General features: G+C 36.5%; 26 protein-coding genes. 20 read left to right on the top strand and 6 right to left on the bottom strand.

Translation table 11 applies throughout. The features are described from left to right. Window positions 1–211 precede the first annotated feature (211 nt). From ACQKIH_RS16345 to ACQKIH_RS16330, 4 genes are all read left to right on the top strand, one after another. Window positions 212–1,393 carry a CapA family protein gene (locus tag ACQKIH_RS16345; RefSeq protein WP_427767904.1) on the top strand — a complete coding sequence of 394 codons (1,182 nt, stop codon included), beginning with the start codon at window positions 212–214 and terminating at the stop codon, window positions 1,391–1,393. A gap of 63 nt (window positions 1,394–1,456) precedes the next feature. Further along, window positions 1,457–2,233, top strand: a complete 777-nt coding sequence (recO, locus tag ACQKIH_RS16340; protein WP_057989603.1) for a DNA repair protein RecO — start codon at window positions 1,457–1,459, stop codon at window positions 2,231–2,233. A 77-nt stretch (window positions 2,234–2,310) separates the two neighbouring features. Beyond that, a complete protein-coding gene (locus tag ACQKIH_RS16335) occupies window positions 2,311–3,117 on the top strand; it encodes an MBL fold metallo-hydrolase (protein ID WP_427767903.1) in 807 nt (268 codons plus the stop codon). Further along, window positions 3,110–3,394, top strand: coding sequence for a hypothetical protein (locus tag ACQKIH_RS16330; RefSeq protein WP_427767902.1), 285 nt, complete (start codon window positions 3,110–3,112; stop codon window positions 3,392–3,394). Before ACQKIH_RS16335 ends, ACQKIH_RS16330 begins: the two co-directional genes overlap by 8 nt. 65 nt (window positions 3,395–3,459) lie before the next feature. On the opposite strand, the gene ACQKIH_RS16325 is transcribed toward ACQKIH_RS16330, so the two are convergent. The 3 genes from ACQKIH_RS16325 to ACQKIH_RS16315 form a co-directional block, all read right to left on the bottom strand. Next, window positions 3,460–4,266: an EcsC family protein gene (locus ACQKIH_RS16325; RefSeq protein WP_427767901.1), complete on the bottom strand. Its 807-nt coding sequence runs from the start codon at window positions 4,264–4,266 to the stop codon at window positions 3,460–3,462. Between the two features lie 86 nt (window positions 4,267–4,352). Further along, the gene (locus ACQKIH_RS16320; RefSeq protein ID WP_427767900.1) at window positions 4,353–4,817 is read right to left on the bottom strand and encodes a hypothetical protein; all 465 of its coding nucleotides are present in this window, start codon (window positions 4,815–4,817) and stop codon (window positions 4,353–4,355) included. 146 nt (window positions 4,818–4,963) lie between these two features. Further along, a complete protein-coding gene (locus ACQKIH_RS16315) occupies window positions 4,964–6,352 on the bottom strand; it encodes a glycine--tRNA ligase (protein ID WP_057989597.1) in 1,389 nt (462 codons plus the stop codon). A gap of 573 nt (window positions 6,353–6,925) precedes the next feature. Between ACQKIH_RS16315 and ccpN the strand changes: the two genes are divergently transcribed. The 9 genes from ccpN to ACQKIH_RS16270 all read left to right on the top strand — a co-directional run bounded on the left by ccpN (window position 6,926) and on the right by ACQKIH_RS16270 (window position 16,545). Then, window positions 6,926–7,564, top strand: a complete 639-nt coding sequence (ccpN, locus tag ACQKIH_RS16310) for a transcriptional regulator CcpN (RefSeq protein ID WP_083493783.1) — start codon at window positions 6,926–6,928, stop codon at window positions 7,562–7,564. 9 nt (window positions 7,565–7,573) lie between these two features. Further along, complete coding sequence (locus ACQKIH_RS16305; protein WP_057989594.1) at window positions 7,574–8,386, top strand: pyruvate, water dikinase regulatory protein; 813 nt, start codon at window positions 7,574–7,576, stop codon at window positions 8,384–8,386. Window positions 8,387–8,698: 312 nt separating this feature from the next. After that, window positions 8,699–10,525 carry a DNA primase gene (dnaG, locus tag ACQKIH_RS16300; protein WP_057989591.1) on the top strand — a complete coding sequence of 609 codons (1,827 nt, stop codon included), beginning with the start codon at window positions 8,699–8,701 and terminating at the stop codon, window positions 10,523–10,525. Between the two features lie 30 nt (window positions 10,526–10,555). Beyond that, window positions 10,556–11,683 carry an RNA polymerase sigma factor RpoD gene (rpoD, locus tag ACQKIH_RS16295; RefSeq protein WP_427767899.1) on the top strand — a complete coding sequence of 376 codons (1,128 nt, stop codon included), beginning with the start codon at window positions 10,556–10,558 and terminating at the stop codon, window positions 11,681–11,683. 194 nt (window positions 11,684–11,877) lie between these two features. After that, window positions 11,878–12,429 carry a hypothetical protein gene (locus tag ACQKIH_RS16290; RefSeq protein ID WP_057989587.1) on the top strand — a complete coding sequence of 184 codons (552 nt, stop codon included), beginning with the start codon at window positions 11,878–11,880 and terminating at the stop codon, window positions 12,427–12,429. Window positions 12,430–12,797: 368 nt separating this feature from the next. Next, a complete protein-coding gene (locus ACQKIH_RS16285; RefSeq protein WP_427767898.1) occupies window positions 12,798–13,940 on the top strand; it encodes an acyl-CoA dehydrogenase family protein in 1,143 nt (380 codons plus the stop codon). A gap of 144 nt (window positions 13,941–14,084) precedes the next feature. After that, window positions 14,085–14,423 (top strand): c-type cytochrome, encoded by a 339-nt coding sequence (locus ACQKIH_RS16280; protein WP_057989583.1) that lies wholly within the window; start codon window positions 14,085–14,087, stop codon window positions 14,421–14,423. A 308-nt stretch (window positions 14,424–14,731) separates the two neighbouring features. After that, complete coding sequence (locus ACQKIH_RS16275; RefSeq protein WP_427767897.1) at window positions 14,732–15,427, top strand: tRNA (adenine(22)-N(1))-methyltransferase; 696 nt, start codon at window positions 14,732–14,734, stop codon at window positions 15,425–15,427. Then, window positions 15,424–16,545: a Nif3-like dinuclear metal center hexameric protein gene (locus ACQKIH_RS16270; protein WP_057989580.1), complete on the top strand. Its 1,122-nt coding sequence runs from the start codon at window positions 15,424–15,426 to the stop codon at window positions 16,543–16,545. Before ACQKIH_RS16275 ends, ACQKIH_RS16270 begins: the two co-directional genes overlap by 4 nt. 266 nt (window positions 16,546–16,811) lie before the next feature. On the opposite strand, the gene ACQKIH_RS16265 is transcribed toward ACQKIH_RS16270, so the two are convergent. Continuing rightward, entirely contained in the window at window positions 16,812–17,207 is a 396-nt protein-coding gene (locus ACQKIH_RS16265; protein WP_057989578.1) for a hypothetical protein, read from the bottom strand. 253 nt (window positions 17,208–17,460) lie between these two features. Here ACQKIH_RS16265 and ACQKIH_RS16260 point away from each other — a divergent pair, with 253 nt between their 5' ends. Beyond that, on the top strand, window positions 17,461–17,769 hold the full coding sequence (locus ACQKIH_RS16260; protein ID WP_427767896.1) for a hypothetical protein: 309 nt from the start codon (window positions 17,461–17,463) through the stop codon (window positions 17,767–17,769). A gap of 186 nt (window positions 17,770–17,955) precedes the next feature. Here the strand turns inward: ACQKIH_RS16260 and ACQKIH_RS16255 are convergent, their stop codons facing one another. After that, the gene (locus ACQKIH_RS16255) at window positions 17,956–18,429 is read right to left on the bottom strand and encodes a MarR family winged helix-turn-helix transcriptional regulator (protein WP_427767895.1); all 474 of its coding nucleotides are present in this window, start codon (window positions 18,427–18,429) and stop codon (window positions 17,956–17,958) included. A gap of 150 nt (window positions 18,430–18,579) precedes the next feature. Here ACQKIH_RS16255 and ACQKIH_RS16250 point away from each other — a divergent pair, with 150 nt between their 5' ends. The 3 genes from ACQKIH_RS16250 (at window position 18,580) to ACQKIH_RS16240 (ending at window position 20,591) form a co-directional block, all read left to right on the top strand. Then, window positions 18,580–19,164 (top strand): DUF3238 domain-containing protein, encoded by a 585-nt coding sequence (locus tag ACQKIH_RS16250; protein ID WP_427767894.1) that lies wholly within the window; start codon window positions 18,580–18,582, stop codon window positions 19,162–19,164. A gap of 162 nt (window positions 19,165–19,326) precedes the next feature. Further along, complete coding sequence (locus tag ACQKIH_RS16245) at window positions 19,327–19,911, top strand: DUF3238 domain-containing protein (protein ID WP_057989662.1); 585 nt, start codon at window positions 19,327–19,329, stop codon at window positions 19,909–19,911. A 53-nt stretch (window positions 19,912–19,964) separates the two neighbouring features. Beyond that, entirely contained in the window at window positions 19,965–20,591 is a 627-nt protein-coding gene (locus tag ACQKIH_RS16240; RefSeq protein WP_427767893.1) for an FMN-dependent NADH-azoreductase, read from the top strand. Window positions 20,592–21,045: 454 nt separating this feature from the next. Here the strand turns inward: ACQKIH_RS16240 and ACQKIH_RS16235 are convergent, their stop codons facing one another. Next, window positions 21,046–21,960: an EamA family transporter gene (locus tag ACQKIH_RS16235; protein WP_427767892.1), complete on the bottom strand. Its 915-nt coding sequence runs from the start codon at window positions 21,958–21,960 to the stop codon at window positions 21,046–21,048. Between the two features lie 712 nt (window positions 21,961–22,672). Between ACQKIH_RS16235 and ACQKIH_RS16230 the strand changes: the two genes are divergently transcribed. The 3 genes from ACQKIH_RS16230 to ACQKIH_RS16220 all read left to right on the top strand — a co-directional run bounded on the left by ACQKIH_RS16230 (window position 22,673) and on the right by ACQKIH_RS16220 (window position 25,530). Then, window positions 22,673–23,350, top strand: a complete 678-nt coding sequence (locus ACQKIH_RS16230; RefSeq protein ID WP_427767891.1) for a M15 family metallopeptidase — start codon at window positions 22,673–22,675, stop codon at window positions 23,348–23,350. 153 nt (window positions 23,351–23,503) lie between these two features. Next, window positions 23,504–24,397, top strand: coding sequence for a VanY-A/VanY-F/VanY-M family D-Ala-D-Ala carboxypeptidase (vanY, locus tag ACQKIH_RS16225; RefSeq protein WP_427767890.1), 894 nt, complete (start codon window positions 23,504–23,506; stop codon window positions 24,395–24,397). Between the two features lie 575 nt (window positions 24,398–24,972). Next, window positions 24,973–25,530: a GNAT family N-acetyltransferase gene (locus tag ACQKIH_RS16220; protein WP_427767889.1), complete on the top strand. Its 558-nt coding sequence runs from the start codon at window positions 24,973–24,975 to the stop codon at window positions 25,528–25,530. The last annotated feature ends 210 nt before the right edge of the window (window positions 25,531–25,740 follow it).

The following is a 25,740-nucleotide window of genomic DNA, read 5'->3' as shown; positions in this document are numbered from 1 at the left end:
ATATTGATTAATAAAATAGATTTGGTATTATTATAAATAGGTATAATTTTACACTTGATTCAGCAGAAGTCCCCGTAGGGGGACTTCTGCTGAATCAAGTTAGCGCCGCGGATGTCACATATTTTTTAGGGGAGTTTTTCGAGCGTGCTCGAAAAAAATCTGGACGCAATTACGTCGAGACGTAATTGATTAAAAGGTGGTACGAATAGCTTTGAGTAAGTTAAATAAAGTTCTTTTCGGATTTTGGATTGTATCGCTTGCCGCATTAGTGTTTGTTGTCGTAGCGTTTGGAATAGATCCAATTGATATGGAACGAAAAGATGTCAAAAATACAGTAGCGGTTACTGAAATGCATGAAAATGTGGCGAGTGAATCTCCAAAGATAGAAGAACCAGTAGTGGAGAAAAAGGTTGAACCAGAACCGGAGCCCGTTGTTGTAAAAGACTCCATCCGTTTTGCGATGCTTGGAGATGTTTTATTGCATTTACGTTTGGCTAAATATAAGGATTATTCTTCGTCATTTGCTGCAGTTACACCACTTATGCAAAGCTATGATTATTTAATCGCGAACCAAGAATCGCCACCTGTTGGCAATAAATATGCACTTAGCGGGTATCCCCAATTTTCAAGCCCTCCACATATTATTCGAGATATACAAAATGCAGGCGTAGATATGGTCAATCTCGCGAATAATCATACAGTTGATAAAGGAGAAGGCGGTGTACGAACGATTTTTGAAAATTTGGCAACGCATAATATGCCTTATGCAGGTGCTTACAAGTCAAAAGAAGATGCAAATAAGCCAAGGATTCTTGAATTTGGTTCAATTAAAATTGGTGTTTTAGGCTATACATATGGCACGAATGGCTTGTATTTACCGAAGGGCTCGCCGTTTATCGTGAACTATATTCATGAGGAAAAGATGACAGCGGATATTCAAGCGCTTCGGGATTTAGTCGATGTCGTTGTTGTATCGATGCATTGGGGTCCGGAGTATACCGTTTCGGAAAATGACTATCAACGTCATCATGCGAAGGTGCTAAATCAAGCGGGAGCAGATATCATTTTTGGTACGCATCCGCACGTATTGCAGCCGTATACGAAACTTAAAAATGATGCCGGACATGAAACGCATGTATTTTATTCACTAGGGAATTATTTTTCAACGATTTTAACGATACCGAACACAATGGTCGGCGGGATTGGAAGTTTTGAAATTACGAAAGAAGGCGAAACCGTCACGATTGGCAAACCTCAATTTGATGCGACGGCTACATTGCTTGATAAAGACGGCGTTTATCGTGTTTATCCATTAGCGGATGTAGAAGTACGTGCGGTTCAAAATTTAGGATGGGTAAAAAAAGTGCTCGGTGAAGGAGTAACAGTTCATTAAAGTGATTTCGACGGAGCAAGTCATGTATAATAAGAGGATGAACGAAATAAAGGATGTGCGAAGATGCTACATAAATGGGAAGGCATCGTTTTAAAAGCGCGTGCCTATGGTGAATCCAATAAAATTGTTACGTTAATGACACGTGAAGCGGGAAAAGTCGCTTGTATGGCGCGCGGTGCTAAAAAGCCAACGAGTCGTTTAGCAGGAGTGACGCAGCCCTTTATGCATGGCATCTTTCTCGTGCAGCGTACATCAGGAATGGGGACGCTGCAACAAGGGGAGCATTTGAATGCGATGCGTCATATACAAACCGATATCGTAGCGACAGCATATGCCAGCTATATTATGGAACTTGTCGATCGATTAGTGGAGGAAGGCAATGCTGAGCCGTTTGCATTTGATGTATTAACACAAGCCTTAACTGCGATTGAAGAAGGTTATGATCCAGAAGCAATTACGTTATTTGTGGATTGGAAGATGCTTGCATATGCTGGAATTCAGCCGATTTTACATGCTTGTGCGAGTTGCGGGGCAGTGGACGGGGAGTTTGCGTTTTCATTTACGCAAGGTGGTTTTTTATGCCATCGCTGTTTTCATAGAGATCCATACATCATCCGGTTATCGCCGACGCAATTGAAACTCATTCGTATGTTTTATACGGTGTCGATTGATCAAGTAGGTAAGTTGGATTTAAAGCCACAAACGAAGCAATTTATTAAAAAGATTGTGACCACGATTTATGAAGAGCAAACGGGGATTCGTTTAAAATCAAGAAGCTTTATCGAACAATTAGAACGAACACCATTATTATTGCGCGAAAAGAAAGAGTCAACGGACTAAATACCAAATTTATAAAACCAGTTAGCGGGAATTCCTAATAGCTGGTTTTTTTACGATTGTACAGGGGGAACTTAAAAATGATTCACTATCAAAACGAAATTATGACAGTCTTTCAAAGTATTTTATATAAGACAACGACGACTTTGATTGAAACGACAGATGCCGTTATTTTAATAGACCCAAATTGGTTGCCAAATGAAGTGGATGAAATAAAAAGTTATGTTGTGCGTGTTTTAAATAATCGAAAGCTGTATTTTATTTTTACGCATAGTGATTTTGATCATATTATTGCAGCAGGAGCTTTTCCAAATGCATTTGTTATTGCTTCACAAGCATTTGCAAATAATCCAAATAAAGAACAAGCCGTGCAACAAATCGAAAAATTTGATGCGCAATATTATATTTCAAGAAACTACCCGATTGATTATCCTGCTGTTGATTTGGTTATTGAAGAAGACGGGCAAAAGCTTGAATTAGCATCATTAACGTTGGTTTTTTATTTAGCGCCAGGGCATACAGAAGATGGTTTATTTACGGTTGTCGAACAGCAACGTATTCTGCTAGCCGGCGATTATTTGTCGGATGTTGAGTTTCCTTTTATTGATAGTAGCTATGATGACTATGTGGCGACTATGGAAAAGGCCGAGGTGATTTTTCACAAACATGCCATTCATACGCTTGTACCGGGGCACGGGACAGTAACAGCGAAGCCTACTGAAATTGCGGAGCGCATAAAGGAATCAAAAGTATATTTGCAAAGCCTAGCAAATCCAGATGCAGAACTTGAATTGCAGTTGCAAAATAAATACGAATTTTTTGATGAGATGAAAGATGCTCACCGCCAAAATGTAGAGATGGCGAAAATGAGGGAATACATTGAATAAGTTGATGATTGGAATTGTAATTATCGTCATTTGTTTTCCGTTTCTTATAGCCGCTGCTAGTGTTTTTCATAAAAAAACATCGGAATTTGAGCAACTTGTACTTGGGGAGTTATCACAATACCTTTCAAGTGAAGAGGTAGTTGTTCCGACTCAGGAGTTTCAAATTGAAAAGCCATCATTAATTTCCAGTTATGATGAGTGGATTATTTATCATGAAACGGCGGGAAAACGGTACCAGTATGTTGCTGGTGAAATAGTGGAAATAGCAGGAGATTAAATTTTTTAAATCGTCATTCATAAAAAATGTCAACTAAACTTGAAGTTAGTTTAGTTGACGTTAATTTATACGTTTTTTTCAGTGGCTAATCTCTCAATAACACGACGTTTTCGATACAACATCATACCCGCCTCGGCAATATCCTCAATCATAGACTTATTAATAAATGCGCCAAATACCATCCCAGCAATCGGGATCATTTGTAAAAACTTCTTCACGCCGAAATTATCGCGGTACGTATAAAATACTTCTTGCCAACCTTGCATTTGCGACACCATATTTTCTGCTGACTTCGGTTCTGAATAATCTTTGGCTAATTCTTTTAAAATGGCTTCCTTACCAACAATATCAGAAGAGGCAAACTGTAAGCATTTGACAATAAAAATTCGTTCCATTTTATCATTCGGATCATAGCCATGGATAAAGGCAATTTCTTGCAATGTTTTAAGGGCCATCCCTAAAATAACAGGAATATCGATAGCCAGTGTAAAAATGCCTCCGAAGCCTGTTGATGCACCTTGGACAGTTGCTAATTTTGCCCGACTCTTTTGGAGTTTTACACTTAGCTCAACCATATCAGCAATCGGCATGTTTTGAATATCTTCAATGGACTCGATTGAGTGCAATGTATGCTTTTGAATATGTTGAAGCATCGACTTTTCACTCAATAAGTATTTTCCGCCCGTTTGAACATAGCTTACTAATTCATCGATTAATAAGGAAATCTTCTCTTGAATGATCTTCGGTGTTAATTTATCAAGTATTTTAAATGGGATTCGACCGATTTTCTCCCAAAACCATAACCCCTTTTGATCCTTTTCCCATTCTTCAATTGTCGTTAAATGGTGCAATAATTGTTCTTTTGATTCCACCGAGTTGCCTCCTAGTTATATGAATAGTATATTTACGCTTGGAATCCTTGAAAAGTTTCAAGAGGTTCATATAGGCACAACGTTTCCTATTCAAACTGCGTAAGCATTGGGACTAAATCATCTTTCAATTGCTCATAAAATGAAGCATCTAAGTTTAGTAGTTGCCAGTAATTTTTTTGCTCCCATAGTAAATACATTGTATCTAATTTTTCTGCATGAAAACGAAAACGATGGTTGAAATGGTCGCGCTTGTTTTCGTCGCTCAAATGCATGAAGCCACGGATAATATAATAAAGTTGATGATATTTTTTCTTTGCGACTTGATAGGCTTCGGTGCTAAATTTCCCGATTTCGGTTGCAGGGTCCTCAAACTGACGGAAATGTTTTTGCGCTTCTAAGTAAGCTTCTAATTTTTGATTAGCTGAATATAAAATATGGTGATTGGCACGATGTTCTGGGCATTCTTGATGGATAACAGCACTTACGAGTTGAAAAGCTTTGTCGTATGTATCCGGCACTATTTTTGGTGATTTCTTTAATTGGAAAAACATAAAGATCCCCCCATTTAATAACTTTTCAGAAAATTATAACTCATTCCCAGCGAATTTGCTTCTTAATTTTTGGAGGGGATTCGGTTGGATACGTAAAAAAAGACCAACATGTTCTATGCACAACATGTTGGTCTTGCTCTATTCGTTTAGAATTGTAAGTGTTTTTCGATATATGCTTTTACATCAGCGATTGGCATACGTGTTTGTTCCATTGAATCGCGGTGACGTACTGTTACTTGACCGTCCTCTTTTGAATCGAAGTCATACGTAATACAGAACGGTGTACCGATTTCATCTTGACGACGGTAGCGTTTACCGATTGATTGTGATTCATCGAAGTCTACTGGGAAAGCTTTACGTAAATCAGCCCAAACATCGCCAGCTTCTTCTGATAATTTTTTCGATAACGGTAATACTGCTGCTTTAAATGGTGCTAAAGCAGGGTGGAAGCGTAATACAGTACGTTTGTCATCGCCTTCTAATTGCTCTTCATCATAGGCATCACATAAGAATGCTAATGTCACACGGTCTGCACCTAATGATGGTTCGATGCAGTATGGTACGTAGCGTTCGTTTGTAATTGGATCAATGTAAGTGAAATCTTCACCTGAATGCTCCATATGTTGTTTTAAGTCGAAGTCTGTACGGTCTGCAATACCCCATAGCTCACCCCAACCGAATGGGAAGCGGAATTCGATATCTGTTGTAGCGTTTGAGTAGTGAGAAAGTTCATCATCTTCATGGTCACGTAAACGCATTGAATCTTGCTTCATACCAAGGTTTAATAACCAATCTTTACAGAAGTTTTTCCAGTATGAATGCCACTCAAGGTCTTCACCTGGCTTACAGAAGAATTCTAATTCCATTTGTTCGAATTCACGTGTACGGAATGTGAAGTTACCTGGCGTGATTTCGTTACGGAATGATTTACCGACTTGTGCGATACCGAATGGCGTACGTTTACGCATTGAACGTTGAACGTTTTTAAAGTTAACGAAAATTCCTTGTGCTGTTTCAGGACGTAGGAAAATTTCGTTTGATGAAGATTCTGTTACACCTTGATGCGTTTTGAACATTAAGTTGAATTGACGGATATCTGTGAAATCAACTTTACCGCAATCTGGGCAAGTTACTGCAAGCTCTTCCATTTTTTCTTTCATTTGGTCAAAGCTCATACCATCCACGATAATTTCGTTGCCAGTCTTTTCTAATGAAGCGTCTTCAATTAATTTATCTGCGCGGTGGCGAGATTTACATGCTTTACAGTCGATCATTGGATCATTGAAGTTTCCTACGTGACCAGAAGCGATCCATGCTTTTGGGTTCATTAAAATTGCTGCATCAAGGCCGACATTGTGTTCAGACTCTTGAACGAATTTTTGCCACCAAGCTTTTTTAACGTTGTTTTTAAGTTCTACACCTAGTGGACCGTAATCCCAAGTGTTTGCTAAACCGCCGTAAATTTCAGATCCTGGAAATACAAATCCACGATGTTTTGCTAAAGCTACGATTGTTTCCATTGATTTTTGTGTCATGAAAAATTCCTCCAATTGTAAATTTAATCAATTTCGCCTTGACGTAATTGCGTCCAGATTTTGAATTGCGGGGAGGTCTTGCAATTAACTCCATTCAAAATCTGTGACATCCGCTGGGGCATGTTCATTTATTGGGTATTCAAATACCCGCTGAATGAAAATAACAAAAGCACCCGTCTCCGGGCACAATAACTATGCCCGGGGACGAGTGCATCATATGTGATATACCCGCGGTTCCACCCCGCTTGTTTTCTAAATTATGTAACCAATCTCAGCGCATTATGAAAAAGTATGCCATAATGTGCGCAAAAATTGTACCGAAACACGATTTAAAAAACCTCTTTTAAAAAAAGCTCAGGGTGCCGTTTCTCAATTTGAATATAGGCTTACACTATCCCTACTCGCTGTACGTTAAATTGATACTTATTAATCCCATCATCGCTGTACTATTAAGTTGTTTTAAAGAACAATACAGTTCTACGCTCATATTGTAGCATGGGATTGTTTTCTTCGCAATATAGAGCGAAATAGTATATAATAATTAAGAAATAAGTATAACATTATTTGAAGCGGGTGAGTCTAATAGAACTCAATAAACGTCAAGAGGCTATATTGCAAATTGTTAAAGAGAATGGACCAATCACAGGTGAACATATCGCAGAGCGCCTAGGATTAACGCGTGCAACCTTGCGTCCGGATTTGGCCATTTTAACGATGGCTGGCTTTTTAGATGCCAGGCCGCGTGTTGGCTATTTTTATGCCGGCAAGAAATCTACTGTAGCAATTACAGAGTCTATGCTGAATTTAAAAGTTAAGGATTTTCAATCTGTACCAGTAGTTGTTGCTGAAGGTATGACGGTTTACGATGCGATTTGTCATATGTTCTTAGAAGATGTCGGAACGTTATTTGTAGTGGATAAAGATGGGTATTTACAAGGGGTTTTATCACGTAAGGACTTATTAAGATCAAGTATAGGTACACAAGACTTAAATAAAATACCGGTACATATTATTATGACGAGAATGCCGAATATTGCGTATTGCTTAGCTTCAGATTCTTTAGTTATGACAGCAAATAAATTAATTGAACGCGAAATTGATTCGATGCCTGTTGTAAAGGAAACTGAAAATGGAATTGAAGTAATTGGACGCCTAACAAAAACAAGTATTACGCGTGCATTCATCTCTTTAGCAGAAACGCATGATTTATAGGAGAGCCTAATGAAAAGTTTAACAATTTTTGTTGTTTCAGATTCAGTTGGTGAAACAGGTGAGAATGCGGTAAAGGCAGTTGTCAGCCAATTTCGACCGAATTTTGATAAAGTGAGAATTCGAAAATTTCCCCGAATCAATGATATTGAACTCATTGAAAAAATCGTACAAATTGCAGTCAAACAACAAGCAGCAATTGTCTTCACTTTAGTCGAAAAGGAAATGCGAAAAGCGCTCTATAATTTGGCAGTAGAAAATAATGTGCCTACCATTGATTTACTGGGCTCAATGATGGATTTAATTGAGCTATCATTTAATGAATCACCGTTACAAGAACCGGGTCTCGTTCATCAACTGGATGACGATTATTTTAAAAAAATAGAAGCGATTGAATTTGCGGTAAAGTATGATGATGGTCAAGATCCAAGGGGGCTATTATTAGCGGATATTGTATTAATCGGGGTGTCACGAACTTCTAAAACACCACTTTCACAATATTTAGCACATAAAAGTTATAAAGTAGCAAATGTACCACTTGTCCCTGAAGTGGAGCCACCCATTGAATTAATGCAAATCGATCCAAAGAAGTGCTTTGGTTTAGTCATTTCCACGGGTAAATTAAATAATATACGTAAAGAGCGTTTAATTACACTTGGACTAACTGAAAATGCTGCGTATGCACAACAGCAACGGATTGAGCAGGAAATTAGCTATTTTCACCAAATAGCTGATAAAATAGGATGTCGGGTTATTGATGTAACAAATCGGGCAGTCGAAGAAACAGCAAATACGATTTTAGATATGCTAGAAGGCGAAAAATAATAGCCCACTTAAACCACCTCAGTGAAAAGAGGAGGTTTTTTGGTCGTAAAACGCCATATGTAAGAAAAAAACGCTTTTACAAAAAAAAATCTGTTATTTTTTCTATTTTCAGTAGGATTTTTGGTGTATAACACAGAAATAGTAAAAAATAGATAGCAACGTTCAGTTTTTTGTTTTATAATAATAAAATTGTGGTAAAAATATTATGAATAAGTTTTTTAATAAAAAAATCATAAATTTTGTCGTATTTTAGAGGATTTTTTTTATTCTTCTCGAATTATGTAGAGAGTAATAATAGTAGATGGTGATAAGATGGCTGGGAAAATACCTGAACATGTGATTGAGCAGATTCGTTCGCAGTCTGATATAGTCGATGTGATTAGCGATTATATGCAGTTAACGAAAAGAGGGCGCAACTGGTTTGGATTATGTCCATTTCACGGAGAGCAAACACCCTCTTTTTCCGTGTCTCAAGAAAAACAAATCTTCCATTGCTTTGGTTGTGGAGCTGGGGGAAATGCAATAACGTTTGTGATGGATATCGAGCATATCGCATTCCCAGAAGCATTAATCAAATTGGGAGAACGTGCAGGTATTCCGTTAGATGTACAAGTGCAATCAGAACATACGACGTCAAATAATCCATATTCAAAAAAAGAAGAAATGATGAAAGAAGCACATGCATATGCTGCTGAATTTTATCATCATTTGTTGATGAATACAGAAGATGGAGAGCTTGCGTTAAGTTATTTACTAGAAAGAGGATTTACGCGTGAACAAATCGAAACTCATCAAATAGGATGGGCGTTACCGAATTGGGACACACTTTCGATATTGTTAGAACGAAAAGGTTTTCTTTTAGAAGAGATGGCTGAATGTGGGCTTATCATTCAAAAAGAAAGTGATCAAACATATTTCGATCGTTTCCGAGGAAGAATAATGTTTCCGATTCGAGATGAGAACGGAAAAACGATTGCTTTTTCGGGTAGGATTCTTAATAAAGATGCCGATGAAGCAAAGTATTTAAATAGTCCTGAAACACCCATTTTCCATAAAAGTCAGGTGCTTTACAATTTGGACAAGGCTCGTGCATCGATAAGAAAAACACGGCATGCGGTCTTGATGGAAGGGTTTATTGATGTACTGGCTGCCAATCGAGCAGGTGTTTATAATGCAGTCGCAACAATGGGGACGTCGCTTACACCCCAGCATATTACAAAGCTCAAACGCTTAGTTCAGCAAATTACGATTTGCTACGATGGTGATAATGCTGGTTTTGAAGCGGCGAAACGTGCTTCACAAATGTTACATGAAGAACGAATAAAAGTTGAAGTGGCTGTTTTACCGAACAAGCTTGACCCGGATGAATATATTCAAACGCATGGTCAAGAAGCGTTTACAAACCAAATAATTGAAAAACCGCACGCCTATATCGCATTTATGATGATGCATGCGAAGCGCGGGAAAAACTTCCAATTTGAAAATGACACCTTACAATACATTCAAGAAGTTCTTGAAACATTGAAAGATAATTCTTCACCGACCGAACGAGATTTATACATTCGTCAGTTGGCAATTGAGACAAATATTTCTCAAGAAGCGATTAGTGCACAATTACGAAAAGTTGTAGCAGATGGTGCAAAAGAACAAAAGCGTAGTCAAAATGCACTGAAGCAACCGATTGAGTTGGTTCAGCAAAAGCAGCCAAAAACGGCGACGGATCGGGCAGAGCGATTATTACTTGCTCATATGCTACATGATGTAAATGTTGTGAATAAAGTTTTGAAATTAGGAAACAACGCACCATTTATCCATGAAGAATATTTATCCGTATTTGTTCGTTTAGTGGGTTTTTATGAAGAATATGAAATGGCAGATTTTCATCGTTTTGTAGAAGTTTTAAATGACAATGAATTGCGCAAAATAGTTATGGAAGCTGCATATATCGACCGTGACCCAGAAAATGGTGAAGCGGAAATTAGTGATTGTTTAAAGCATATTGAAAAACACCGTATCGAAATAGAAATAGAAAAATTAACGCATAATCAAAAAGAAGCTGAAAAGATGCACGAACATAGGCGAGCTCTTGAAATAGCCCAACAGATTATACAGTTAAGAAGAGCGGTAAAAGGAATATAAGGCGATTTGTTTTTAGAAGGAGGAAGGTTTATGGCGGAAAAGTCAAAACATTCAAAAGAGACAGTAGTAAATGGGCTTACATTAGATGAAATGAAGAAAAAACTTTTACAAAAGGCAAAGCAAGTTGGGGAAATTTCTATGAAGGAAATTTCCGAAACACTGACTTTATTCGAAGTAGAGAATGAAGAAATTTTTAACTTTGCTGATGAAGTAGAAAAAAGTGATGTAACAGTTGAAGGAAAAGAAGAGTTTGAAGAAGAAGCGCTTTCGAAACAAGAAGCAAGCGAAGAAACTTTCGATTTAAACGATTTAAGTGTTCCTCCTGGCGTTAAAATCAATGACCCGGTTCGTATGTATTTAAAAGAAATTGGTCGTGTTGACTTACTTTCTGCTGCTGAAGAAGTTCGTCTTGCAGAGCGTATTGAAGAAGGCGACGAGGAAGCACGTAAGCGTTTAGCAGAAGCGAACTTACGCCTTGTTGTATCGATTGCTAAACGTTATGTTGGGCGCGGTATGCTATTCCTTGACTTAATTCAAGAAGGAAATATGGGTCTGATTAAGGCGGTTGAAAAGTTCGATCACCGCAAAGGATTCAAATTCTCGACTTATGCAACATGGTGGATTCGTCAAGCCATTACACGTGCGATTGCTGACCAAGCACGTACAATCCGTATTCCAGTACACATGGTTGAAACGATTAACAAATTAATTCGTGTACAACGTCAATTGTTACAAGATTTAGGCCGAGAACCATCTCCAGAAGAAATTGGAGAAGAAATGGACTTAACGCCTGAAAAGGTTCGTGAAATTTTAAAAATTGCACAAGAGCCTGTATCGCTTGAAACGCCAATTGGTGAAGAGGATGATTCACACTTAGGAGACTTTATCGAGGACTCAGAAGCACAATCACCTTCAGACCATGCAGCATATGAGCTGTTAAAAGAGCAATTAGAAGATGTTTTAGATACATTAACAGATCGTGAAGAAAATGTATTACGTCTACGCTTTGGCTTAGATGATGGCCGTACACGTACTTTAGAAGAAGTAGGTAAAGTATTCGGTGTTACACGTGAGCGTATTCGTCAAATCGAAGCGAAAGCACTACGTAAATTACGTCATCCGTCTCGCTCAAAACGCCTGAAAGATTTCTTAGAATAAATAGCATATAAAGTAAATAACATATAAAGGGTGAAGAAAATAAATAAATTTTCTTCACCCTTTTTCATGATGAATGTAGCCAAAAAGTAAGCCATAAAAAAGAAAAGGTTGTTACTTTTTACTGATGTATGAAACCTTGCAAGTAATTACAATGGTAATAGAATGAATATATAAGTAGATTTGGGGAATTTTACATGTCAAATCAAAAAAAACAAATTATTATGAATGAAATTACTTTTTGGAAGCAAAACAAATTGTTACCGGAGCATTACTGTGATTTTTTAATGACGCTTTACTCAGAAGGAAATCAAAATGAGGAAGTTTCAGGGAATGCCAAAAAAGCAATAAATCCTGTCATTAAAAGAAAAAAGTGGGGCATTGCATCGATATTCCCGATCATTGCGCTAATGTTTACCGTGTTATTATTTACGATTCAATATGAATGGGTAGTCGTGGCTATTGCAGGAATCTTTGCTGCATGCTGTTTAGCTGGAGCTTTTTACTTTGCAAAGAAAAATAAATTACTAGCTACGATGCTTCAATTAGCAGTAGCGTTATTAATGCTGGGCATTTCGGTGAAAATAAGTATGACGTATTTTGCTGGAAATAATAACATGCTATATGGCTTACTAATTACAAACTGTATTTTATGGCTGATTAGTGGGGTTATGCTGAAAATCACATACTTTACAATTTCCGGAGTTATCGGTTTTTGTATTATTATTGGTGCATGGTTTTACATATGAAGTCTTTAACTTGATTCAGCATTCATCCCCTACTTCTATGAGTGGGAGATGAATGCCAAATATGCAATTCTATTCAGTGGGAGTTCAAACCCCAGCTGAATCAAGTTAAGCCCCGGCGGATGTCACAGATTTTTTAGGGGAGTTTTTAGAGCGTGCTGGAAAAAAATCTGGACGCAATTACGCCGTGGCGTAATTGATGGTTCACCAATAAAATAATCGTTTAAAAAGGACAAATGCTTTTGTGAGCGAATTTGTCCTTTTTTTATTTTTGAATAAAAATTCTACTTTAAGCTCGATTTTACTGTGAAAGTTTATGTATTTCATATAAAATGAAGGGGATACATGAGTGAAAGAAAGGGTGGGATGACATGAATTTTGACTTAACAGCGGAACAACAAATGTTGCAAAAAATGATGCGGGAATTTTCGGATGAAGTTGTAGCACCAGACGCAATTGAACGTGATAAGACAAAAGAATTTCCAATGCCTATTTTTAAAGAATTATCCAAGATGGGGATAATGGGCTTACCATTTTCAGAAGCTTACGGGGGAGCAGGGGCAGATACGATTAGTTTTGCCATCGTTACCGAACAGTTGAGCCGTGTTTGTGCTTCTACGGGCATTACGTATTCTGCGCATATATCATTAGGCGGAGCACCACTTGAATTATTCGGGACAGAACAACAAAAACAAAAATATCTTGTGCCGATTTGTACAGGGGAATCCTTTGGGTCATTTGGTTTAACAGAGCCGAATGCTGGATCTGATGCAGGGGGCACGGAAACTACAGCGGTATTAGAAAATGGACAGTATACGATAAATGGTTCCAAAGTTTTTATTACAAATGCGAGCTATGCCAAACATTTAGCGCTAACAGCTATTACGAATCGACAAAATAATGAAAAAGAAATTAGTGCAATCATTGTGTCAACGGATGCTGCGGGTTTCCAAATTAAATCTGACTATGAAAAAATGGGCTTAAATGCTTCGAATACAACGGAGCTGCTACTTGAAAATGTCGCAGTACCTGAAGAAAATCTTTTAGGGAAGCGTGGCAACGGCTTTAAGCAATTTTTAACGACATTGGATGGTGGACGCATCGGAATAGCTGCGATGGCGGTTGGTATTGCGCAGGGTGCTTTAAATAAAGCCGTTCAATATGCCAAACAACGTAAACAATTCGGTAAAACATTAGCGCAGTTTCAAGCGACGCAGTTTAAATTAGCGGATATGGAAGTGAAAATTGAAATCGCAAGAAATTATGTTTACAAAGCGGCTTGGCTAAAGGATCAAGGACGTCCATTTGGCAAGGAAGCGGCAATTGCGAAATACTATGCATCCGAAATGGCGATGGAAGTGTGTGATGAAGCAATCCAAATTCATGGTGGGTACGGATATATGAAAGAGTATGAAGTGGAACGCTATATGCGAGATGCCAAACTATTAGAAATTGGGGAAGGAACTTCAGAAGTCCAAAAAATGGTTATTGCAAGACATATATTAAAAGGTTAATGTTAAATTGTCGTAATTGTTACAATCATAGTAAAATATATCGAATAGGGCTTTTCGTTTTCCAAAATATGCAGTACAATTGTTAGTGTTTACTAGGTTCTATTTCAGATAGAATTAAAATAATTAATGAGGGAGGGGAACGCAATGAGAAACAATCCACTTATTCCTTATGTACTTATCATGGCTTTCGGTATTGGACTAATTTTCTTCATGTCATTTGAGGGTGCAGCAGATAAGAATAGTGCTGAAGGTGAAACTTCAGGTGAAGTAGTTGAACTAAGCGGTGAGGAAATCGCTCAAAAGAACTGTATTTCATGTCACGGTGGTGATTTAACAGGTGGCATGGGTCCTTCAATCGTTGGATTAGATGCTGAGCACATTAAAGATGTTGCTTTAAATGGTACTGAAAGCGGTGGCATGCCTGCAATTCTTAAAACAGAAGCAGAGGCACAAGCTGTAGCAGATTACATTTCTGGTCTATAATATTGAAAACGTAAAGCATAGGTACTAGAGCAATCTAGTATCTATGTTTTTTGTTTTGTTAGAAATGTGAAAACTGAACATTCGCTCGATCCTATCAAGCGTGTGTGACTCCAGCTTGTCGATTCACAGGAAATTTAGCGAAAAATGGTTATATCTCAGGGGAAATGACAGGATGGGTTAGTAACTATCAGCTCAATTGTCGTAATTTATGCCCAACTCATAGCAAAAACCTCTCAACCACAAGACGGATGAGAGGTTTTTTTATATAATGGAGGTACATTGTAAAATAGAAAAGAGGAAATTGAAATATGAATGCACAAAAGCTCTCAAAACGTTTAGAAATGGTCGCATCATTTGTGCCAACGGGTGCGGTTGTGGCAGATATCGGGAGTGACCATGCGTATTTGCCATGCTATTTAGTACACAAAGGAATTGCTTCGCGCGCTGTAGCTGGAGAAGTAGTAAAAGGTCCTTATGAGTCCGCTGTGCGCCAAGTACGTACAGAAGGCTTAACAAATCAAATTACCGTACGTATGGCAAATGGATTGGCGGCAGTTGAAGAAGCTGATCATATTGATACGGTAACAATTGCTGGGATGGGCGGTCCACTAATTGTTTCGATTTTAGAAAAACATCCACAAGCTTTAAAATCGGTGACGCGTCTTATTTTACAGCCGAATATTCATGCCAAAGCAATTCGTGAATGGGCGATGCGTAATCGTTGGGCATTACAAGATGAAGTAATTTTAGAAGAGGATGGCAAAGTGTATGAAGTGCTTGTTTTACAACGCGGACAGATGGACTTATCACAAGCTGAAATTTTATTAGGTCCAAAATTAATTGCAACGAAACCGGCTGTATTTGTTGAAAAATGGTCACGTGAAGTGGCAAATTGGCAGCGCGTCCAGCAAGCAATTGAAAAGGCTGAAAAAACGGCTGACAATGAAGCGAAACATGCAGAACTAGCACAACTTGTTGATATGGTACAGGAGGTAATTTTGTGAAAAAGGTAAATGGTCACGAAATCATTCAATTATTTGAATCTTGGTCACCGAAAAAATTCGCTTGTATGCCAAATGATCCGATTGGTTTAGCGATTGGGACGTTGAATAAAGAAGTGTCAAAGGTGCTTGTGACACTAGATGTGACGCATGAAGTAGTTGATGAAGCGATCGAACAAGGCTGTGCGCTTATTATTGCACATCACCCGCCTATTTTTATGAAGCTATCCAATTTACGTACAGACAATCCACAAGGTGCATTATATGAAAAATGCATAAAAAATGATATTGCGGTATATGCAGCACATACGAATTTAGATGTGGCACCAGGTGGGGTCAATGATTTACTAGCGGATGCTCTTCAATTAACAAACTGTAAAATTTTAGAACAAACGTATCAGGAAAATCTAATGAAGTTAGCTGTTTATGTCCCACAAAATCATACGGATGAAATGCGCGGGGCTTTAGCAAAAGCAGGCGCGGGGCAACTAGGAGACTATGATTCATGCAGTTTTTCTACGGATGGACAAGGGCGTTTTCAAGCATTAGACGGCGCAAATCCAACAATTGGTGAAATCGGTCAATTAGAAGTAGTGAGCGAGCAAAAAATCGAAGTCATGTTCCCACAATCATTAAAAAATCGCGTGCTAAAAGCAATGCTCAATGCACATCCATATGAAGAACCAGCGTATGATGTTTGGACGACGGAAGTGGAATCGAATGAGCAAGGTCTTGGTCGAATTGGTTTATTAAACAAACCGATGACATTAAAAGAGTTTGCTGAGTTCGTCAAAGTTCAATTGGACGTGCCATTTGTCCGTGTTGTCGGTCCAGTTGACGGGCTTGTACAAAAAGTCGCAGTAGTTGGTGGTGACGGCAATAAATACATTCGAACAGCGAAATTTGCTGGTGCAGATGTATTTGTAACAGGAGATATCGGTTTCCATATGGCACAAGATGCAGAACAACATGGCTTAAGCATTGTTGACCCTGGGCACCATGTTGAAAAGGTCATGATCCAAGGTGTTGCGCAGAAGATGACTCAATTATGCGATGCGAAGAAATTACCTGTGCAGTTCATTCAATCGAAAGTTCATACAGAGCCGTTTATGTTTGTTTAGGTGCTGGAGGGAAAATAGTTTGAAAGTGTGAATCTTTAGGGTAGTTGGTTTGATTTCGACTATCGGTGTCATTAGATGTTTTTGACAAGAAAAGAAACTTTAAAGCACCTATAAATGTTGATAAGTCAACGTTAATAGGTGCTTTTCATTTATAACTTAAGTTTAAAAGGTAGAGTTTACTACAGGGTTTTTCTTTTTTAGACAATAACATAATAACTAAACAAATTGATTTTAAAAATAAAACTAAAATTCCATACGGATGCATACTATTTTTCTAAGTGGAGGGATTCAATAATTTTAGTAGCTGGCAAATAATGAACATTACATTGATAAGTCCCATCTGGCAAATGGTTGTATGTATCACCTTTTATTTGATAGACTTTATCGTTTAATTCAATTGTAGTCGTTGCAATACTTCTTCCATTATCATTAAACTCAATAAAGCAATTGCCTTGTGCTATTTGTACTTCTCCAACTTGCAATTTAAAAAAGTCAAATCCATAAATACCTGAAACAGCTCCCGTTAATAATAACAGGAAGAATAAGGCTATAACATTACCGCCTGTTGCCTTTTTTAGCTTTACCAGAAGGACCAAATAACTTAAAGTGACAATAAATAAAATTAAAAAGATTATAAGAGTACTATAAAAAGCTATTAACATCCTTTTCTCCCTTTCGATGTATTGTTAATATACATACGTTTTGAATTGGCGAATGTTTCATAATTTTATGGATTATTATGGATATTAAAAGGGTGCACAACTTTATTATTAATTCGATGATATTGTTAATGTTTTGATATTCGGTGTTTATTGAAGAAGGTTTTATTCAACTAACCGCAAAGGATATACCATTGAAAATGTTGTATAAATAATATTAAGAGATATTAGATATGAGGTGATTAATTTGGGGGAAATGAAAAAAATTATATTTAAATTGGCTGAAATGCTTGCACTCTTATCAATTGGTTTACTGTTCACGCTATATATTTTAAGATCTGTTTACGAGAACTATGGAATCGCATTTACCGGAAACGTATGGGTGAACTGGTTTGGAGTTGCATATATTTTCTTTGTTTTATACACATTGATTTTTGGTTTGTTTATATTTAAGGGAAACAATCTCTTTAAACAGCGACTTACATCGGTAATCTTTTGGCTTCTTTTTATTGGGTCAAATTATGTAGTATTTATTCCTTTTATAAAAGGGGAAAATCCATTTTAAGCTAAAAAATAAGACGGGGCTTAGAGTACAGCAAAGATTTATAAAGTATGCAAAATAAACTAATTAAACGTTCCTATAACTAACGAAGCACTCATAAAAAGAGACAGTACCTATTTGGGATGCTGCCTCTTTTTTCTTAATACAATTCACTTAAACATACTTTAAAATCTTCTGTATAAGGAATCGTTACCAAACAGGCCTGAACATAGAGGGGATATTCCCTTCATTTGTTTCATAAACTATTCTTTTTAAATCTTCTTTGAGCATTTGCAGTCGTTCCGCACCTATGTTTCCAATCCAGCGTTGTTCAAGCTCATTTAGTATGTTTTCCTTTGCTTTCACTACTAACCAACCTCGTTCAGTTAAAATAATAATTTTCCCTCTTTTATCTGTAGGGTGAGGTTGTTTATTCACATAACCGCTTTTTTCAAGATAGTCCACCATTTTACTTACAGCTTGCTTTGTGATCCCTAAGTATTCGGCTAATTCTATACCTGTTGCTCCATTAGGCGTCATACATTTAAACATAAAACCATGTACAGGTCTAATATCTCCAAAACCCAATTCACTCAATCTGGTATGTAGTTCATTAATCGATGTACTAAAGGATAATGACAACAGTGATGTAAGGTCCAATTCACTAAAATCACTATGATTCATACATAAACCCCCTTTTAAAAAGTCAACTTAATTGACTATATATAAATTCCATTGTACTATTCGGAATGTAGTCAATCAAGTTGACTATATTTCAGTGTGAAAGAAATAAGATTCACCGAAACAAAAATAAAGAAATTATGGGGGTTTCTCATGGCGAACATCGTGAAAATTAGAGGGAGTGTATTTGCTCCATATGCTTGGTTGGAACCTATTAAAGAACCTAAAACTGGAAAAATGTTGGAATATGCTGGTGATGCACGCGAATTTACACCATACGCTGTAAACACAATGCGGTCCAGATTAGAGCAAGAGGTAATTATTGATTTTTTAAAAAAAGAAATTTCAACATATGCAAATGCTTGTATCGTTACTGTAAAAATTACTAATCCAGATGGAACAGTTGATATTAAAAAAGGAAAAACAAGTACAGAAAACATTGTATGTACGAATGTTGTGTGGGGCACAGATGATGTTTCTTTTGAAATGAGAGCTAGTGCCAGTAATCCATTAAATACAGAAGCACCTGCTGCTGACTATTTATTAAATGTACGTGTTAATGAAAATGGTGTGACAAATATTGAAGGCTCCCATGATGGATTTCCATGTTACGAGTTTTATAAACAAGCAGATTTCGGTCCATTTGAATTAATATATACACATGATTTTAGAGAAACAGGTGATACTCCAAAAGCGCTAGGTGGAGAAATGGAATATAGTTTTAAAAAGACAATCTAAATATAAATATGAATTAGAAGACTATCATTATTTGAACAAGAAGCAGCAAATATTAATGGGAAAGCTATTGACTATTGTGCGCGTGATATTGCGACATGTTTTGCTGAATGGCTCAATTATGTTTTACTCATAATAAAAATAAGAATTACAGAGGTGTTTCCTATTACTAACATAATTAAAATTCGAGCAAGTGTATTTATTCCAATGTCTTGGACTGAACCTAGGGAGGATATTAAAACAGGAAACTTGATTCAATTCGAAGGTGACTCACGTGAATTTACACCTAATGCTGTAAACGCTAATCGATCTAGAATAGAACAAGAAGTGGTTGTAGATTTTTATAAAAAAGAAATTTTCACACATGCGAATACTGGAATAACAACGGAAAAAATTACAACTTCAAATGGTTCCGTTAATAAAAGATCAGGGCAAGCAAGTACAAAAGATATTTTGTGTACGGATATTGTATGGAGTTCTGATGGCGTCAAATTTCAGATGAGTGCAAGTGCTAGCAACCCATTAAATGCATTGGCACCACCTGCTGATTACCTATTATCTGTACAGGTCAAAATAGATGGAACTGTCGATATTCAAGGTGAACATGATGGATTCCCTTGTTATGAGTTTTATAAGCAAGTAGATTTTGGTCCGTTTGAAGAAATTCATACACACGATTTCAGGGAGACTGGTGATACAGCCGAGGCTCTAGGCGGAGAAATGGAATATAGTTTTAAAAAGATTTTGTAAAGAAAAATAATACGCTAATCACAACTTAAGAGAAGCAACTGGAGAAGAAGAGAATGACAACAACTTTATTTGTAAAAGCAAACAATCGACCAGCAGATCAATCAGTGAGTGTGAAATTATATGACGCTTTTTTAGCGAGCTATAAAGAATCACACCCAAATGATACCGTGATAGAGCTTGATTTGTATAAGGAAGAATTGCCATATGTAGGCGTTCATATGATTAACGGTACGTTTAAATCTAGTAGAGGACTTGATTTAACAGAGGAAGAAGCAAAAGCAGTAGCAGTTTCTGATAAATATCTAAATCAATTTTTAGCAGCTGATAAAGTTGTATTTGGTTTCCCATTATGGAATTTAACAATCCCAGCTGTCCTACACACATATATTGATTATTTAAATCGAGCGGGTAAAACATTTAAATATACGCCAGAGGGTCCAGTAGGTCTCATTGGAAGTAAGAAAATTACATTACTTAATGCAAGTGGTGGTGTGTATTCTACGGGACCAGCAGCTGAATTAGAAATGGCAGTTAAATATGTATCAAGTATGATGGGCTTTTTCGGTGTAAAAGATATCGAGAAAATAGTGATTGAAGGTCACAACCAATTCCCGGATAAAGCACAAGGAATTATTGCGGAAGGGCTTGAAAAAGCTATTAAAGTAGCAAGCACGTTCTAAATAGTAAAGCACTTGTCTCTCAATAAAGCAGTACCTTCACAGATATAGTGATGGTATTACTCAGAGTAAAGACAAAAGGCATCGAGAAATTCATTCTCGATGCCTTTTTGTAAGTTTTATTAGGATATACCATTTCAATTGCTTTTTAAATATTCTTTAATTCATCGTGTATCGTATTTTTTGTGAAGTTGTAATAAATGAGAAGTTCTATTTTTCACTGAAATATTGTGAAAGATTTCACTTGAACTAACGAAGCAGTTTAGTCCAATATCGGAAAATGGATTTTTGTAAATTCAAATGGTGTATATGGACATCATTTGAATTTACAAAATAGTAGCTATAATCCTAGCATTTCACCGAAGATGTACATGCTTTTTTGTCGTCACGATAGTACAAGAAAGAATGTGCATTATACTCCAAAGACAAAAAACTATTTACTGTGTATACGTATAAATTAATTTTCTGTAGTGTCTTCACGAAAAAAGTTTTGTCTCTTCTCTTTTTGTATTTTTAACATTTGAGGTATGAAAATCCCGGATAAAATAAAAATAATTCCAATCCATTGTAAAGGCGATACGGATTCATTGAGCAGTGTAATAGAAGCGATAACTGCTGTTGGGAGTTCGACAGCTCCTAAAATTGTTGCAAGACCTGCCCCTACTTTTGGTACACCAATGGAAAAACAAATGACTGGTATAACAACACCAAAGAAACCTAAAATTAAAGCATACTTCCATAATCCATCCTGCAGTGTACCATCAATCAAGTATGTTGGGGGATATATTAAACAAACAAAGAGTGTTGCACTTGTTGCCATAAGAAAGCTTTTTGAAAAGATTGGAACTTCGGTAGATACACGTCCACTTGCAAAGAAATAAAAGGCGAAAGTTATAGCTGCTAATAACCCAAAGATTATTCCTTTAATAGATAATTGCTGTCCCAACCCATCAAATACCCCTCCTGCAAACAGCGTTCCTACAAATAAGATGAGAATAGATAATAACTTTTCGCGACTTGGAAAAGTTTTATTAGCAATTGCTTCAATTAGGACGCCTATCCAAGTGAATTGAAATAACAATACAATAGCAATGGATGCAGGTAATTCTTTTACAGAAAGCCCGTAAAAAATACTTGTTAAACTCATTGTTGTCCCAACTGCTAACAACGATAAGATATTTTTTGGGGATACTTTATGACGAGAAAAGGTAATAACGAGTAATAATAGACCAAACCAACCAAATACATATTGTCCACCTAAAAGTTCAGGAAAAGAAAATCCATTTAAAAATCCAATTTTAAGAATGGAAGATAGTACCCCGTAGCTACAGGCACCTAATAAAATTACTAAAGAAAACTTCAATTTATTCAAAAAAAACCCTCCTAAAAATATAAAAGCCCGTCGTCTATAAATAGACGACGGGCGAATGAAACAGAGAAAAAACTCTACAAAATTCCGCCACTCACTAATTCGTGTGAGTTTGCGTATCAAATTAATAGAATCTTACCCAATTTTATTCTAGATGTCAACAACTTTTTGTTTTGGAGATAAAAAATTCTTTAGTAGGAAAAATGACAATCCTTCTTTCGCTACTGCTAACTCAATAAACATGAAAGGCATACAAGTTATTAAGCTAACGGGGGCTTTAGCAAAACAAGGCTGCCTTTAGGAGAGCTTTTTCTTATTGTACTAACGAAGCAGGATAGTTGAAAAACGTGTAGGCCACGTTACTTAAAAAAAGAGTAACCAAAATGAAAAAAATTCTTAGTTATTAGGAATACCGTTTATTCCCAAACTCGCCTCAGAGAAAATTCGCATAAAATAATTAATTTCTCCTCAATATTCTTGTTATAAATTACTTCCCTACCTTCATTAAATCTTAAGAAATCCCCTATGTTTTTATTAATATTTATTTTTTATAATCAGTATTATCTTGATAAAAAAGGGGGATATTATACAAAAAACATTGCGAAATATACAGTTTTATAGGTAATAGTATTCACTAAAAAAACTCTATCTGAATCAACAGAAATTTCTATCGGATAGAACTTTTATTAATAAATATACGAGGTGTCATATAAATATGATAAAAAAAATAGGTACATTTGCATTACTCATGATGATTCTAATTATTTCTGGCTGTTTCGGAAATGATCAAAGCAAACAACAACTACAACAGGGATTCCTCACTGTCGCTGATCCTGAAAGTATCACCGTTCTTGTCAACAAACAATATGCTTTTCCGGAAGGCTATGAACCGGAAGATCTCGTTTACCCAGATGCTCCATTTTTATTTAATGAAAAAATAGAAAAAAGAATGATGCGAGAAGAAGCAGCGAAGGAACTCGAAAAAATGTTCCATGCAGCGAATCAGCAGAATATTTATCTAGCAGGTGTTTCAGCCTATCGTTCTTCTCAAACTCAGACAGTCCTATTTAATAATTATGTTGAAAGAGATGGAATCGAAAAAGCAAAAACATATAGTGCTGTTCCTGGAACAAGCGAACATCAATCAGGATTAGCAATTGACGTTAGTGGATCTGATGGTTCCTGTGCAGTATCTGACTGTTTCGCGAATACAGAAGAGGCAGCTTGGCTTGAAGATAACGCCCATAAATATGGATATATCATTCGCTTTCCTAAAAACAAAGAAGATATTACTGGTTACCAATATGAACCATGGCATATTCGTTATGTTGGTGTGAATTTAGCCAATGAATTATATAATAAAGGGCTAACATTAGAAGAATATTATGAGTAGCACCTGTGAGCAGAGAGTGAAAAAATTGAGTATCTAAAAAAAGTAAAATTCCTCCAATGATAGGTGTGGGAGAAATTAATTTAGTGTCCCCTATTGAAGAATCGGGGCATTTTTTAATCTGTTAAGTAAAGAAGATTAAGGGAGAAGTTAGGAATGAAAAAGTGGGGCTTTTTATTAATTTTTGCAATATGTTTAGGTGTAACAGCCTTTAAGATAGTACCGTTCTTTCAAGGTGAAAAAGTTGTAATAGATGAGAATGGTATGTTGGAAGCAAAGTTGTTTTCTGGAAATGTAAAAAAAGTAGACATTCCAGTAGAACAAATTTATCAAGGAAATTTACTTTTGGTCAACGGTAAGCATCCCGTTCACAATGAAAGTATAAAATCAGATATCATCAATTTAAATGCTCGTAAAGATTTGTTAAATGGATACAAAGTGTTTAATAGCGAGATATATTTATCAGAAGATATCGCTAATAAATTTTCGGATATGGTTCTTGCTGCGGAAGAAGATGGAGTTTCTAGTTTTTTAATTTCGAGTGGTTTTCGAGGATTTGATGAGCAAACTAAACTTTATAAAGAAATGGGATCCAATCGTGCTTTGCCTGCAGGTCACAGCGAACATAATTTAGGTTTATCGCTTGATGTGGGCAGTACCCAAGGGATGATGGGGGTAGCACCTGAGGGAAGATGGATTGCAGAGAACGCTTGGAAATACGGATTTACTCTACGTTATCCAGAGGATAAAACGGAGATAACGGGAATTATGAATGAACCGTGGCATATCCGTTATGTAGGATTACCACATAGTACGATTATAAAAGAAAAGAATTTTGTTTTAGAGGAATATTTAGACTATCTAAAAGAACAAAAACATATTTCTGCTATTGTAAATGATCAAAAATATGAGGTCTTTTATTATCCTGTTACTGAAAATATCACTATTAATGTGCCAGCCAATCTTAGTTATGAAGTATCGGGTAATAATGTGGATGGTGTGATTGTGACAGTATTTCCTGATAACGGTGTAGAAACTCAAGGAAGGTGACGGTGCGGAATAAACTGAGCGCAATTAATGGGCGGTATTATGGTACATGCACTATAAAATCATTCTATTCAAATTTAACTGGGATTTATAAAGCATACAAAATAAATCTAACAAGCGTTCCCAAATGCAAGTTTGGAAACGAACCAAAAAGCCACGTATGTGTTGTTAAATCAACATTTCGTGGCTTTGTTATGAACATTGTTTATCCGTCTTTTTATACAAATGGCGCAAACGGTTGATGTAGCAGCATTTTGACTTGTTTGGTTTGTTTTTCACTTTGCATAAAATCTTGTATATTTCTTAACGTTGTAAATCCGCATAAATATGACGCTACCAAGGCTATAGCAAAACAAGGTTGCCTTTAGGGTAGCTTTTTCTTATTGAACTCCTATGAAAGAACGTCATAATCTTTAATTCTCTGTGGTTTTGCGCTACATGGATGGCTAACGGGGGTTTTAGCAAAACAAGGCTGCCTTTAGGAGAGCTTTTTCCTATTGAACTAACGAGGTAGTTTAGTTGAAGAAGGAATTATTAAACTTGGCAAAGAATGTAATTACAAAGGAGAGAAAATGAATATGAACAATTTATTTACAATAGACTGCGGTGAAATACTACTAAGAGAATTTAGAATAGAAGATGTAGATGCTATTTATGAACTGACTTCACAACCCGAAGTTTATGAGTTTTTGCCAGATTGGCGTTCGACTAGAGAACAAAGATTAGATTGGGTTACAAATTATGAGATACCAGATAATAAAGAGTTTTTAGCTAATGTTCCAAGTATAGGTGAAAGATGGCTGAAGTTGGGAATTTTTTTTAAAGAAACTGATGAATTTATTGGTTTCTGTAATACGGGTATTAAAGAGGAGCTAAGTGGACCAAATCGAGAAGTTGCTTACTCTATTTCTAAGCATTATAGAAATAAGGGGTACACAACACAAGCAGTAAAAGGATTAGTAAATTACCTATTTGCAAACACGGATGTTGAACAATTGAATGCTGTGGTTCTTCCACACAATATAGCTTCAAATAAAGTAATAGTAAAATGTGGCTTTCATCTTAAAGGAAATGTTGAGATAGAAGACCAACTACATTATCATTACACGCTTGCAAAAAAAGAATTGATGAAATAAGTTACTTCAACTAACGTTGTGATTTACTTCAAGAAGGGGTAAAGCATTTTTCTTTATTGAACTAACGCCGCAGGTTTGTTGAAGAAGCAGGTATTGTTGGAAGGTCGTCGAAGTAAATTGTATAAGAGGAATTATCTAAGTAACGAGTTAGTTTAGTACAAGAAGATATTATTTACATGAATAGCATGTGATGAAATTTAACTGTACATA

This window comes from Solibacillus cecembensis (assembly GCF_050272495.1).
Lineage (GTDB): Bacteria > Bacillota > Bacilli > Bacillales_A > Planococcaceae > Solibacillus > Solibacillus cecembensis.
Note: the sequence above shows the minus strand (reverse complement) of the source record. Positions and strands in the feature narration are given on the sequence as shown.